10 protein-coding genes are annotated in these 13,056 nt (G+C 54.3%); 6 read left to right on the forward strand and 4 right to left on the reverse strand.

The features are described from left to right. Nucleotides 1-368 precede the first annotated feature (368 nt). On the forward strand, nucleotides 369-1,664 hold the full coding sequence (glyA, locus tag AC1RSM_RS00425) for a serine hydroxymethyltransferase (protein WP_492928384.1): 1,296 nt from the start codon (nucleotides 369-371) through the stop codon (nucleotides 1,662-1,664). Between the two features lie 10 nt (nucleotides 1,665-1,674). Here glyA (AC1RSM_RS00425) and pdxR read toward each other — a convergent pair whose 3' ends face one another. After that, entirely contained in the window at nucleotides 1,675-3,180 is a 1,506-nt protein-coding gene (gene pdxR, locus AC1RSM_RS00430) for a MocR-like pyridoxine biosynthesis transcription factor PdxR (RefSeq protein WP_492928387.1), read from the reverse strand. A gap of 123 nt (nucleotides 3,181-3,303) precedes the next feature. Here pdxR and serC point away from each other — a divergent pair, with 123 nt between their 5' ends. Both serC and glyA (AC1RSM_RS00440) read left to right on the forward strand, forming a co-directional pair. Then, entirely contained in the window at nucleotides 3,304-4,386 is a 1,083-nt protein-coding gene (gene serC / locus AC1RSM_RS00435) for a 3-phosphoserine/phosphohydroxythreonine transaminase (protein WP_492928390.1), read from the forward strand. Nucleotides 4,387-4,459: 73 nt separating this feature from the next. Next, on the forward strand, nucleotides 4,460-5,749 hold the full coding sequence (glyA, locus tag AC1RSM_RS00440; RefSeq protein WP_492928392.1) for a serine hydroxymethyltransferase: 1,290 nt from the start codon (nucleotides 4,460-4,462) through the stop codon (nucleotides 5,747-5,749). Between the two features lie 96 nt (nucleotides 5,750-5,845). Here glyA (AC1RSM_RS00440) and queC read toward each other — a convergent pair whose 3' ends face one another. The 3 genes from queC to AC1RSM_RS00455 form a co-directional block, all read right to left on the reverse strand. Then, on the reverse strand, nucleotides 5,846-6,559 hold the full coding sequence (gene queC, locus AC1RSM_RS00445; RefSeq protein ID WP_492928394.1) for a 7-cyano-7-deazaguanine synthase QueC: 714 nt from the start codon (nucleotides 6,557-6,559) through the stop codon (nucleotides 5,846-5,848). Then, a complete protein-coding gene (locus AC1RSM_RS00450) occupies nucleotides 6,556-7,230 on the reverse strand; it encodes a 7-cyano-7-deazaguanine/7-aminomethyl-7-deazaguanine transporter (RefSeq protein WP_492928397.1) in 675 nt (224 codons plus the stop codon). The genes queC and AC1RSM_RS00450 overlap by 4 nt, the downstream gene beginning before the upstream one ends. Nucleotides 7,231-7,466: 236 nt before the next feature. Beyond that, nucleotides 7,467-8,132: a TetR/AcrR family transcriptional regulator gene (locus AC1RSM_RS00455; protein ID WP_492928399.1), complete on the reverse strand. Its 666-nt coding sequence runs from the start codon at nucleotides 8,130-8,132 to the stop codon at nucleotides 7,467-7,469. A gap of 468 nt (nucleotides 8,133-8,600) precedes the next feature. On the opposite strand from AC1RSM_RS00455, the gene AC1RSM_RS00460 reads away from it, so the two are divergent. The 3 genes from AC1RSM_RS00460 to AC1RSM_RS00470 all read left to right on the forward strand — a co-directional run bounded on the left by AC1RSM_RS00460 (nucleotide 8,601) and on the right by AC1RSM_RS00470 (nucleotide 13,054). Continuing rightward, nucleotides 8,601-10,331 carry a PHA/PHB synthase family protein gene (locus AC1RSM_RS00460; protein WP_492928400.1) on the forward strand — a complete coding sequence of 577 codons (1,731 nt, stop codon included), beginning with the start codon at nucleotides 8,601-8,603 and terminating at the stop codon, nucleotides 10,329-10,331. 138 nt (nucleotides 10,332-10,469) lie between these two features. Next, a complete protein-coding gene (locus AC1RSM_RS00465) occupies nucleotides 10,470-11,975 on the forward strand; it encodes an efflux transporter outer membrane subunit (protein ID WP_492928401.1) in 1,506 nt (501 codons plus the stop codon). Continuing rightward, nucleotides 11,972-13,054, forward strand: a complete 1,083-nt coding sequence (locus AC1RSM_RS00470) for an HlyD family secretion protein (protein WP_492928403.1) — start codon at nucleotides 11,972-11,974, stop codon at nucleotides 13,052-13,054. Before AC1RSM_RS00465 ends, AC1RSM_RS00470 begins: the two co-directional genes overlap by 4 nt. Nucleotides 13,055-13,056: the final 2 nt, after the last annotated feature.

The following is a 13,056-nucleotide window of genomic DNA, read 5'->3' on the forward strand; positions in this document are numbered from 1 at the left end:
TATTCGTTGGCTGCATTCTAATGATCCTATGACAATAAATGACAGACCATTTCAAGATCATTTAACAGACCACTTAAAAATAAATATTGCATGACAGTTTTAATTCTTGACTTCTTTTGTCGGAATTGGCGTGAGGGCTTGTTTTTAGCGGTTTTCAAGCGCTTTATGCTTTAAATGTTTATTCAAATAACAATAATTAAAAGTGGTCTGGTGAATTAATTTTTAATGGACTGTTTAAGAGGGCACTAAACAGAATAGGATGTTCATCTTTCGCCCTTGGAATCGTCCTGTCAGGGCAAATGCTTTTGCCGTCGTGCCTGGAAAGCAGCCACGAATCCGACGTTGCCAATATCGAAATAGGAACTCGAATGAAGAGTCTTGCCGGTGGCGACACCCACCACCTGCCTCTGGTGGGTTCGCAGTTTCTACAGCAAAACGACCGCAATCTTTGGGACATCATCGAAGCCGAGAGACGTCGGCAACAACACACCATTGAATTGATCGCGTCGGAGAATTACCTGAGCCGATCGGTGCTGGATGTACAGGGTTCCCTGTTAAGCAATAAGCAGGCACAGGGCTATCCTGGCCAAAGAATGTATGGCGGCTGCGAGCAGGCGGATCAAACTGAAGAATTAGCCGTTGAACGCGCCAAGTCCGTGTTTCGGGCCGCGTATGCCAATGTGCAGGCGCACTCGGGCAGTCAGGCCAATCTGGCGGTGTATTTGGCTCTGTTGTCACCTGGCGACACGATTTTGTCGTTGGATCAATGTGCTGGTGGTCACCTTAGCCATGGTTCCCATTTCAATGTGTCTGGCCGCTGGTTTCAGACCTGTGCTTACGGCGTAGATCGCCAGACCCAGTGGGTAGACATGGACGAAGTTCGTGCCATGGCGCACAGAGAGCGTCCACGTCTGATTATTGCGGGGGGTTCCTCTTACTCGCGTACCCCCAATTTTGCTGAATTCAGAAATATCGCCAACGAGATCAATGCGTATTTGATGGTGGATCTGGCGCACAGCGCAGGTCTGGTGGCTGCTGGTTTGATGGAGTCGCCCGTAGCGCATGCGCACGTCACCACCTTCTCGACGCACGGAACCTTACGCGGCCCGCGGGGCGGCATTATTTTGTGCAACGAACCCAAGCTGGCAGAGCGCTTGAATCAGGCCGTGTACCCAGGGCTACAAGGTGGACCTTTGCTGAACATCATGGCCGCCAAGGCCGTGGCCTTGGGAGAGGCCATGAGCCCCTCTTATAAAGTCTATGCCCAAGCAGTGATCGCCAATGCGCGCAGCCTGTGCCGACGCTTGTCTGAAGGCGGACTGACAGTAGTGTCTGGTGGTACAGATTGTCATTTCGGTGTGGTGGATTTGCGCCCCTGGGAGTTGTCTGGTCCTTTGGTTGAGCGGGTTCTGGCCCAGTTGGGAATCAGCTTGAGTAAGCACCGTGTGCCCTATGAGCAAATGAATGGTGCGTATTCAGGCATACGCATCGGTAGCGCTGCGTGTACGACTCGGGGATTGGGCGAGGACGACTTCAAAGAAATTGGCGACATGATCCTGGCTTTGTTGGGCGGCGTGCGCAGTGGAGCGCGTAATCCACGAACCGAGAATGCCATTTTGGAAGGGGTCGCCGACCTGAACCGGCGATACCCCTTGATGTACTGAGCTCTTGCGCTTAGCCCTTGCCTTGGCGTAATGCGTTGGCCAGACGCAACATGGCGGATTCAATTTCGTACGCCGTTAAAGAGGCGTAGCCGAGTAACCAGCCCTGTTGTTTTTCCTCACCTACGTACAAGCGACTTAAACCGGGCAGCAAGACTCCCGCACTAAGAGCGCGGCGCAAAGTATGTTCTTCAGTCCAGCCGGGTTCCAGAAAGCAGGGTATTTGCAGCCCACCTTCAGGTTTGGCAGCGCGAACAATGCCTTGCAGGTGTTGCTCGATGGCCTCCAGCATGATCTCCCGTCGCCCTGTATATAGCTTGCGCATGGCTCGGATGTGGGAGTTGTAATGGCCGTCCTCCATAAAGCGCGCTAGTGTCAGCTGCAAAATCTGCGGCGTGTGGCCATCCATAATGCTGCGGGCCTGCGTAAATGGTTTGACCAGTTCCGGCGGCAAGGCCATATAGCCCATGCGCAGCCCCGGATACAGGGTTTTGCTGAAGGTGCCCAAATAAATGGTGCGCTGGTACTTGTCTAGGCCCTGTACGCAAGCAGTCGGCAAACCGTCGTAATGAAATTCGCTGTCGTAATCGTCTTCCAGAATCCAGCGGCTATTTTCAGCAGCCCAGCGAATCAGTTCCAGACGCCGCTCCAAGGACAAGGTGGCCCCCGTGGGGTATTGATGGGAAGGGGTGACATAAATGCAATTTGCCCCGCTGCGATCCTCATGCAGCAGTTCCGTGCGCAGGCCCTGTTCGTCCACGCCGATAGGCACGATACGAGCTTCAGCTGCCTCAAAGGCTTTGCGCGCCCCGAAGTAGCCGGGGTTTTCCACCAAAATAGGTTTGCCCGCGTCCACCAGGAGCTGAGCACACAGAAACAAAGCTTGCCGGGTGCTGCTCAGAATCAAGATCTGATCCGCCGACACCTTGGCGCCGCGTTCCAGATTCAGGTAGACGGCAATCGCTTTGCGCAAAGACTCGGTCCCCTGAGGGTCGCCGTGCAACAGGATATTGGCCCGAAAGTCTTTCATGGCTTGACGCTGCAAGCGCTCCCAGACGTCGGTGGGGAAGTTGCGGGTTTCGGGCAGGCCAGTTGCAAAGGCCTTGATGGTTTGCTGGTCAGCAATGCCACCACTTTCAAAAACGGCGCGGCCTCGGCGGCTCAGGCCGGTGCCCGGTTCCATAACGCTGCGCTTCAGGTCCTGGGCCTTTAGACGTCGGTAGGCGCTGCCACGCAGCTCGGTCCCTACCGACTCGGAAACATAGCTGCCCGAGCCTTCACGCCGCACGATAAAGCCGTCGCGGTGCAATTGGACATAGGCATTTTCAACCGTATCGCGAGCCATGCTTAAAGACTTGGCCAGCGAACGAGTGGCAGGCAGCTTGACCCCTGGACCAAGGGCCCCATCCAGAATCAGTGCACGCAAGGCGCGCTGAATGCGCTGGTGAAGATCCAGGGATTGAAGTTCGTCATCGTTAAGACGCATCTTCAAGGTGTCCAGTTCAAACGAACGCGTCATGCGGTCTGCTCCAGGGAATAATAATGGTCTGACTAGTCAGACCATTGTGCTCGTAGACTTGATTGTCTTTGCCGAAATAGGGGCCTGTTTCGGCGTTCAGGTTTGTACAGGATCTCAGCAAATATGTCCCGACCCTTTAACTTCAGTGCAGGACCTAGCGCCTTGCCGATGGATGTTCTATTGCAAGTGCGTGATGAACTGCTCGATTTTGCCGGCACAGGTGTGTCTGTGATGGAAATCAGCCACCGCTCTCAGCCGTTCATGGATTTCGCCCAGCGCACTGAGTCCGCTTTGCGTCGCATTTTGCTTGTTCCGTCGGACTATCACGTCCTGCTGTTACAAGGTGGGTCTTATTTGCAGTTTTCTCAGATCCCGATGAATTTGTTCCATACAAAAAATACAGCGGACTATATACATACAGGTTTATGGTCGGAACAAGCCGCTAATGCAGCCAGGCAATATGGGAACGTGCGTATCATCGCCAGTTCTCATGAAAGTGGATTTGATCGTATTCCCGATATTAATGAATCTAATATTAATCTGGATGCGGCTTACTTGCATTACACAGAAAATGAAACCGCACAGGGATTGCAATTTCCCGCCGCACCCGTATCACCTATTCCATTGGTCTGTGATGCCTGCTCCAGCCTGATGTCAAAGCCACTTGACATTTCAGCGCACGATTTGGTTTATGCCTCGGCCCAGAAGAATATGGGCATTGCGGGCGTGACGGTCGTCTTGCTTAATCCTGCTATTTTAGACAAGCCTTTGCCTGGAACACCACAGGCGTTGGATTTTTCCATACAAGCGAAAAAACAATCCTTGCTAAATACGCCATCTACCTTTTCCTGGTACGTTTTAGGCTTAACTCTGGAATGGATTGAGCGCTCCGGTGGAATAGAAGTACTGCATGAAATAAATAAGAAAAAATCAAAAATGCTCTATGAAATTATTGATGAAAGTAAAGGTTTTTACATCAATGATGTTTTGCCTGATTATCGATCTATCAATAATGTTCCATTCCATATTGCTGAAAATAATTTAAATAGTGTATTTGCGGATAAAGCTCAAAAGAGTGGCCTGCATGGTTTGAAAGGGCACCAATCAACGGGGGGCTTGCGCGCCAGCATCTATAACGCTGTCACCTTGGATGCGGTTCAGGCACTGGGTGAGTTCATGCGCGAGTTCGAACGCACGCACGGTTAGAGCGTGTGTCTGGTTTGACGGGGCGTCCAGGGCTAAGGCTGCGACGCAAGCGGAAATTTTTTAAGGAAAATGTATGTACGACAACACACTAAGCCTGGCTGAATTCGACAAAGAGTTGGCTCAGGCCATTCAAGGCGAAGAAAGCCGCCAGGAAGACCACGTAGAGCTGATTGCATCGGAAAACTACGCCAGCCCGCTGGTGATGCAGGTGCAAAACACGGTGTTCACCAATAAGTACGCCGAGGGCTACCCTGACAAGCGCTATTACGCAGGTTGTGAGTTTGTGGATGTGGCCGAGCGCCTGGCTATTGAGCGTCTGAAAGCCTTGTTTGATTGCGACTATGCCAACGTGCAGCCCCACGCCGGGGCTCAAGCCAATACGGCCGTGTTTCTGGCCTTGCTCAAACCCGGTGACACAGTAATGGGTATGAACCTGGCGCAAGGGGGGCACTTGACCCATGGCAACCCCATCAATATTTCTGGGCGGCTTTACAACATTGTTCCTTACGGAGTCGATACTCAAACCGGCCTGATCGACTACGACGAGATGGAACGCATCGCTATCGAAACCAAGCCCAAAATGTTGATTGGCGGGTTTTCGGCGTACTCACGCGTGAAAGACTGGGCGCGTATGCGTCAGATTGCAGATAAAGTGGGCGCCTGGTTCTGGGTAGATATGGCGCACGTGGCAGGTTTAGTGGCTGCTGGCGAATACCCCAGCCCCTTGCCTTACGCGCACGTTGTAACCAGTACTACTCACAAGACCCTGCGTGGCCCGCGCGGTGGCGTGATTCTGGCTAAAGGTCAAAGTGAAGACTTTTACAAACGCTTGAATTCCGCTGTTTTCCCCGGTGTTCAAGGCGGTCCGTTGATGCACTTGATCGCAGCCAAAGCGGTTGCTTTCAAAGAGGCGCTGCAGCCAGAATTCCGTACCTATCAGCAAAATGTAGTGCGCAATGCCCGCGCGATGGCGGCGGTACTGATGCAACGCGGTCATGTCATCGTGTCGGGTGGGACGGACAATCACATGATGCTGATTAATCTGGCAGACAAGCCCTATACCGGCCAAGAGGCCAGCGATGCCTTGGCCGACGCCTACATTACGGTGAACAAAAACTCGGTCCCCAATGACCCTCGTTCCCCGATGGTGACGTCAGGTATCCGCATTGGCACGCCAGCCGTCACGACCCGTGGTTTTAACGTGGCTGATTGCGAGCAACTGGCGCATTACTTGTGCGATGTGCTGGATGCTTACGAGACTGGCACCTTGGACAAGATCAAGCACGATATCCGAGAGAAAATCGTGACTTTGTGTCGTCGTTATCCGGTGTATCAAGTGCAGACAGAGCCAGCACAGCTGTAAGCTGCTCCCGACCTCAAGAAAAAAAGCCCTGCAATTTGCAGGGCTTTTTGGTAGAGATCTTTGGAATGAGGTTGATGCACTCGCAGGGCAAGTTGTTTAGCCCCGCGCCTTCCAGTCAGTGTGGCCTTTAGCGCGCAGCTCACAGGCCGGGCAGTGGCCGCAGCCATAGCCCCAGTCGTGCAGGGTGTCGCGCTCGTTCTGATAGCAGGTATGGCTGTCTGTGCGGATCAGCTCCACTAGTGTGTCTGAACCCAATTGGCGGGCCAGCTCCCAGGTATCGGCTTTATCCAGCCACATCAGTGGTGTTTCTACTGTCAGTGGGCGATCTATGCCCAGGCTCAGGGCGACTTGCAGCGCTTTGAGCGTATTGTCGCGGCAGTCCGGGTAGCCGGAGTAATCCGTTTCGGACATGCCACCCACCAGCGTATCCAGATCCCGGCGGTAGGCCAGAGCGCCAGCCAAGGTAAAAAACAATAGATTTCGACCCGGCACGAAAGTATTGGGCAGACCGTCTTCTTGCATGGCCATCGTCATGGATTCGGTCATGGCGCTGCCACCTATTTGAGCCAGTACGCTGGCATCCAGAACATGATCCGGCCCCAGGCGTTCAGCCCAATGGGGAAATTGCTGGCAGAGCTTTTCCCTTAAGATTTGGCGGCACTGCAATTCGGCCTTATTGCGTTGGCCGTAGTCAAAACCCACGGTTTCGACCAAGGCAAAGCGATCTAGTGCCCATGCCAGGCAGGTGGCTGAATCTTGGCCACCAGAAAATAAAACCAGCGCACGGCGGGTGGGGTTGAGCGGTTTCATGCCTTGACCTGTGCCGCTGTCAGGGCACGGCGCTTCATGGTGTTGATCAAAGAGTTGAGCAGTACGCCATACATGGGAACGAACAAGAGCAGGCTGACGCCCAGCTTGATCACGTAATCCACGATGGCAATCTCGCCCCAGTGTTCGGCCATAAAGGGGTTGCTGCTGCGCCAGAAGGCAATGCCGAAGAAAGCCAGAGTATCCAGCGCCTGTCCGAAGATGGACGCGGCTGCCGGGGCAATCCACCATTGCTTGTAATCACGGCGGATGCGGTCAAACACTTGCACATCCAGCAACTGGCCCAGCACGTAGGCGGCAAAGCTGGCCAGCGCAATTCGAAATACAAAGCTGTTGAATTCGCTTAACGCCTGCAAGCCATTGAAATGGCCTTCATGAAACAGCACGGACACTAAATAAGAGGCAATCAGCGCAGGAAACATGGCGCGGGTAATCACGCGACGTGCTTCGGTTTTACCCATCAGGCGAACGGTGAGGTCCGTTGCCAAAAAGACGAAAGGAAAGCTGAAGGCTCCCCAAGTGCTGTGAAAGCCGAATAATTCAATGGGAAGTTGAACCAGGTAATTGCTGGCAATCACAATAAAAATGTGAAAGGCAATTAAAAGCCGCAAATAGAACGACAGCCGTGAAGACGGCACGGTAGGCAGAGTCATGTCTGAACCTTTTTGGTGGATGGGGTGAGGGAACCCATTGAAAATGGACTGCAACCGACTATTGTACGGGCAGTTGGTGTTCGAGGGAATGAGAGTTCGGCACAAGTGTAGCGCGCCCCTCAGCCCCACTTATATGGATAGCTTGATGATGCTTATGGGCTGCTGTGGGCGACTTACGGGCGAGTCAGTCCGGTTCGGCTAGGTACAAGCCTGAAGGACAGGCTTGTAGTGCGCATTTAGTCCGCGGTCGGCTGCAGGCGCTCTATTAATAAGCGCTTGTGCAAAAGACGGACTTCCTCAAACGACACGGGCGATTTCTCAGGACCCATGATCAGCAAAACCATTAGCCACATCAGGGAAGGGGAGGCGGCCAGGGTGTAGTCGGAGGCGCTGACGTCGGGGCGGATAAGGCCCCGTTGTATGCCCAGATCAAAAAACGCCTGATTCGCGGTGTAGTTCTGGCTGATCAGTTGCTGGCCCCAGTAATGCGCCAATTCTGGCACGCGGCCGCTTTCTGTCATCAACAGTCGAAACATGGCCTGCACGTCCGCACTGGACAGCCGCGTGTACAGCTCATTGAGGTATTCGTCCACGATACAGGACAGGGTGTCCGCATCCGAAGTATCGGACAGCTCAAAACTGTTGTTGCCGGGCGGCAGCAAGGTGGTGTGGAGCATGTCCTCGAAAACCTCATCCTTGCTGCTGTAGTGCGCGTAGATGCCAGACTTGGAAATTCCCGCGCGGGCGGCGATCCGTTCCAAAGAGGTGCCCAGAAAGCCCCGATGCGAAAACTCTTCGAAAGCGGCTTGCAGGATCTCGCGTTTGCGCTCTGCCGAAGGCAGGTAGCGTCGCTTGGGTGTGGTTTCGTTTTTTTGGGGTTTATTTTGGTGCTTGTCTGTCATGTCATCCTGTGTGGATGGGCAAGATATGGGGCTTGCAGTATATCAGGCCGTGGCCGTGAGCCCCGCGCCAGGCCGCGGCAGCGGCGGTTTTGCGGGGCCTTTGGGGCCGTGCTTGATTTGTCATATTCATAAGGAAATAATTAGCCTGACAAGTCCTTGATTTAACAACTGTTTCAAGATATTTCACCGTTTTTGTTATTTTTAAAACCTGCTCTTTTTAGCCCGCTTATTTAGTCTTTTTAGGCATGTTTTATTTACCCTATTTCATATCAGGCACGGTATAACAACGAAGGGACTTGCCCGGGCTGTTTTTTTTCTGTCATGTACTTGATCTAACGCAAAGGTTTTTTAGGGGGCTTTGCTAAATGACCTGCATGCAAAAAGTTTAGATGTAAACTGGTGTATTATTAAAAAGACTAAGCAGTCGTATCTGCTTTTTTCTTTGTGTGTACTTTTTGCGGAGTGGCAATGGTAACCAGGCAGTCCATCGATCAGACTGAACATTTAGACGCATCCGCCCGAGCCGCCTGGGCTCGTATCTGGAGCTCCATCTCTCCCGAATCGCAGCTCATGGCCTGGATTGACTGGATACGCCATCTGGCCCTCAGTCCTGGAAAACAAGAACAATTACGCCAGTTAGCCCTGAGCCAGTGGGAACAGTTGTTTCGCGAATGGAACGATGAACTGGCCACCGCCTCTCAAGAGGCTCCCCCCGCCCAAACAGACCGCCGCTTTTCCGATCCCGCCTGGGATCGTTGGCCTTTTAATTTATTGCGCCAGACCTATCAAGCGCAGCAAGAATGGTGGCAAACGGCTACCGCTGGCGTGTCTGGTGTGGAGCCTCATCATCAGAAACTGGTTGCCTTTGGTGCAGAGCAATGGCTGAACATGCTCAGCCCCAGCAACTTTGCGCTGACCAATCCGTTGGTATGGGATAAAACCCTTGCCGAACAAGGAGATAACTTCAGCCGTGGCCTGGCGCATTGGCAGCAGGATATGCAGGCCCAGTGTGCCGGCGAGCCACCAGTGGGTGCTGAAGATTTCAAAGTCGGGCAAGATGTGGCTGCCACTCCCGGCAAGGTGGTGCTGCGCAATGAACTGGTTGAATTGATCCAGTACACAGCGACGACTAAACAGGTTCATCCAGAGCCAATTTTGATCGTGCCGGCCTGGATTATGAAGTACTACATCCTGGATCTTTCGCAGCAAAATTCCTTGATTAAGTACTTGGTCGACCAAGGTCATACGGTGTTTTGCCTATCCTGGAAAAATCCGGGTGCCGAAGACCACGCCTTTGGCATGGACGATTACATCAGCCTGGGCTGGAAAGCCAGTCTGGATGCCGTCAATGCCATTGTCCCTGGCCAGAAAATTCATGCTACCGGCTATTGCCTGGGCGGCACCTTGCTGGCTATTGCTGCCGCTGCAATGGCGCGCGATGGCGACGAGCGCTTGGCTTCCCTAACCTTCTTTGCAGCCCAGACGGATTTCTCCGAACCGGGTGATTTGTCCTTGTTCATTGATGAAAGCCAGGTCAGCCTGCTGGAATCGCAAATGGCCGACGAAGGCTATTTGCGTGCCAATCAAATGGAAGCGGCTTTTCAAATGCTGCGCTCGGCGGATTTATTGTGGGCGCCCATGGTTAATAAATATTTATTGGGCGATCGTCGCCCCATGAATGATTTAATGGCCTGGAATGCGGATGCCACGCGCATGCCCGCCACTATGCATTCGCAATATTTGCGCCGCCTGTATTTGAATAATGATTTAAGCCAAAACCGTTATCCCGTTCAAGGCCGTCAAGTTTCTCTGTCACACATCAATTTGCCCGTTTTTTGTGTGGGCACGGTTTCCGATCACGTGGCGCCCTGGCGTTCCGTTTACAAATTGCACTACCTGGTGCCTGCCGAAATCACCTTTGTATTGACCACCGGTGGTCATAACGCCGGGATTGTCAGCCCACCGGGCCATCCGCGTCGCAAATATCAGCTCAATACCCGTGCAGCGGGTACGCCCCCCATTCTGGTTGACGAGTGGCAGGATCAGGCCAGCTCGCATCAGGGCTCCTGGTGGCCTGCTTGGGCTGACTGGCTGAAAGTGCGTTCGGGTGGGCAGGTAAAGCCACCCCAGATGGGCGCCGCCAAACAAGGCTTGGCGCCTGTAGGCCCCGCACCCGGTCAATACGTTTTAGTTAAGTAAGCACCCGTTCATACAAGCCTCGCTCAAAGCCGGGCTTGTCACTCTGTTTTGTCTGTCGGCGATGGCTACACGCGCATCGCTGACCCCTTGTTTCGTCTTGACGGCAGTCCCCATTTTTCTCATTAGGCATTTTTTCCAATGGCCCTACAGACCTACGATTTGAGCAACAAGCACCGAAGCTCTGCGCGTCGCCCTCATTTCGCGCTGGCCGCATTGCTTGTCGCTCTGGCTGGTTGCGCCTCGATGGCGCCCGATTACGATCAGCCTGTCTCTCCTGTTCCGCAAGCCTATACCGATCTGTTTGGCGGTCAGGCCAATGCGCTGCGCGCTCGTGATTTGGGCTGGCGGGAGTTTTTTAAAGATCCGGTGCTAAGCAAGCTCATTGAAACGGCGCTGGAAAACAACCGCGATATGCGTGTGGCTGTTTTGCGCGTGGATGAAGCGCGGGCAACCTTGCGCTTACAACGCAGCGAGCGTTTTCCTGAGTTCACGGTAGGTGGCCAGGCTGCCCGTTCGCGGCTGCCCGGTGATATGAACCCCAGTGGACAGGCAGTCACCGGGGGCGATTACCGCGCTCAAGTTGGCCTGACCAGTTGGGAACTGGATTTGTGGGGACGGGTGCGAAGTCTGGAAGATGCCGCCTTGCAAGGCTGGCTGGCTACGGAGGCGGGCCGGCAGGCCGTGCATGTCGCCCTGGTGTCGCAAGTGGCCAATAACTATATTGTGGTCCGCGAGCTGGACGAGCGTGTGCAGATTGCGCGTAAAAGCGTGGAAACTCGCCAAGAATCCTATCGCATCTTTTCGCGTCGCTATGAGGTGGGGGCTACCTCCAAGCTGGATGTGACTCAGGTCCAAACCCTGTTGACGCAGGCCCAGTCCATGTTGGCGCAGCTGGAACAGCAGCGCGCTGTGCAGCTAAACGCCCTGCAGCAATTATTGGGCGCTGATCCCGGTGTTGCGCCTACCGGCTTGCCATTGGATAGCACGATTTTGCTGGCCGATTTGGCGCCGGGCTTGCCTTCTGATCTGATGGTCTGGCGTCCCGACATTATTGCCGCCGAACATCGTCTGCGTGCTGCCAACGCCAATATCGGCGCCGCACGGGCAGCGTTTTTCCCGCGCATCGCCTTGACCGGCAGCTTTGGTACCGCCAGCGCCGAACTGGATGGCTTGTTTGATTCGGGCAGCAAGGCCTGGACCTTTGCCCCGACGATCTCTTTACCTATTTTTGACGGTGGCCGTCGTAGCGCCAATCTGGATGTGTCCTACGTGCGTCGTGATATGCGGGTCGCTGAATACGAAAAAGCCATTCAGACCGCATTTCGTGAAGTGTCCGATGCCTTGTCCGCTCGCCACTGGTTAAGCCAGCAGCTGGAGGTTCAACTGGTTGCGCGTGAAGCACAAACCGAGCGGGCCCGCTTGGCACAAATGCGCTACGACAACGGTTCGGCCGCCTATTTAGAGGTGCTGGATGCGCAGCGCGACTTGCTCGATGTTGAGCAGCAAGTTGTGCAAACGCGTCGTGCCTTGGTGGCCAGCCAGATCGCCATGTACAGCGCCTTGGGCGGTGGGCTGGATCCCTCCGATCCCCTGACTAATACCCATAACTCCTCTACTTCAGATCCATCCTCGAGCCAGCTATGAGCAAACAATCTTCCTCTTTGAAAAAAAATCTTGTTCCTGTTCTGATCGTCGCCGGGGTACTTGGCCTGGGGTGGTGGGCATGGCAGAAAATGGCCGACACCGGCCCTGGAGACGGTTTCGTCAGTGGTAACGGCCGTATCGAAGCAACTGAGATTGATATCTCCACCAAGTTTGCCGGACGTATTCAAAGTATTGCTGCCCACGAGGGCGACTTCGTCAAAGAGGGCCAGGTTCTGGCCGTCATGCAGCAAGACAGTCTGGAAGCCGCGCGTGATGAAGCCGTAGCCGGTTTACGTCAGGCTGAAAACAATGTGGCAGCTGCGCAGGCCCAGGTCGTTTTGCGTGAAAGTGATGCCATTGCGGCCAAGGCCCTGGTCGGCCAACGAGACTCTGAACTGGATGCCGCCCAGCGTCGTCTGGCTCGTTCCACTACCTTGTCCAAAGAAGGTGCTGCATCGGTTCAGGAACTGGACGATGACCGCGCCCGCGTTCGTGGCGCCCAGGCTGCTCTCGCCGCTACCAAAGCACAGGCCAATGCGGCTGTTGCTGCGATTAATGCGGCCAAGGCTCAATTGGTGGGTGCGCAGTCTGCCGTTGAAGCGGCCACGGCTGCCGTGGCGCGTATTCAGGCTGATTTGACTGATAGCGAACTGGTCAGCCCTCGGGATGGTCGTGTGCAGTTTCGTGTGGCCCAGCCCGGCGAGGTTCTGGGAGCTGGTGGTCGCGTATTGAACGTGCTGGATCTGTCCGATGTTTACATGACTTTCTTCCTGCCTAGCGAAGTGGCTGGCAAGGTCGCCTTGGGTACCGAGGTGCGCCTGGTGCTGGATGCGATTCCCACTCTGCCTATTCCCGCTACGGTGTCCTTTGTCGCCAGCTCGGCTCAGTTCACGCCCAAGAGCGTAGAGACAGCTTCGGAACGCCAAAAACTGATGTTCCGCGTTAAAGCGCAGATTGCGCCGGAACTGTTGAAAAAGCATCTGGAACAGGTCAAAACAGGCTTGCCCGGCATGGCTTGGGTGAAATTGGACCCGAACGCCAGCTGGCCTGAGTCGCTGACTTCTACCTTGACGGAGTAAAC

It is taken from the genome of Alcaligenes sp. GW821-FHT11D07 (assembly GCF_058808495.1).

Bases quoted from the DNA above. Each gene is read 5' to 3' on its own strand.
- AC1RSM_RS00450 (WP_492928397.1), bottom strand. From the start codon at position 7,230: ATGACTCTGCCTACCGTGCCGTCTTCACGGCTGTCGTTCTATTTGCGG.
- pdxR (WP_492928387.1), bottom strand. From the start codon at position 3,180: ATGACGCGTTCGTTTGAACTGGACACCTTGAAGATGCGTCTTAACGAT.
- AC1RSM_RS00465 (WP_492928401.1), top strand. From the start codon at position 10,470: ATGGCCCTACAGACCTACGATTTGAGCAACAAGCACCGAAGCTCTGCG.
- queC (WP_492928394.1), bottom strand. From the start codon at position 6,559: ATGAAACCGCTCAACCCCACCCGCCGTGCGCTGGTTTTATTTTCTGGT.
- AC1RSM_RS00470 (WP_492928403.1), top strand. From the start codon at position 11,972: ATGAGCAAACAATCTTCCTCTTTGAAAAAAAATCTTGTTCCTGTTCTG.
- AC1RSM_RS00460 (WP_492928400.1), top strand. From the start codon at position 8,601: ATGGTAACCAGGCAGTCCATCGATCAGACTGAACATTTAGACGCATCC.
- AC1RSM_RS00455 (WP_492928399.1), bottom strand. From the start codon at position 8,132: ATGACAGACAAGCACCAAAATAAACCCCAAAAAAACGAAACCACACCC.
- glyA (WP_492928384.1), top strand. From the start codon at position 369: ATGAAGAGTCTTGCCGGTGGCGACACCCACCACCTGCCTCTGGTGGGT.
- glyA (WP_492928392.1), top strand. From the start codon at position 4,460: ATGTACGACAACACACTAAGCCTGGCTGAATTCGACAAAGAGTTGGCT.
- serC (WP_492928390.1), top strand. From the start codon at position 3,304: ATGTCCCGACCCTTTAACTTCAGTGCAGGACCTAGCGCCTTGCCGATG.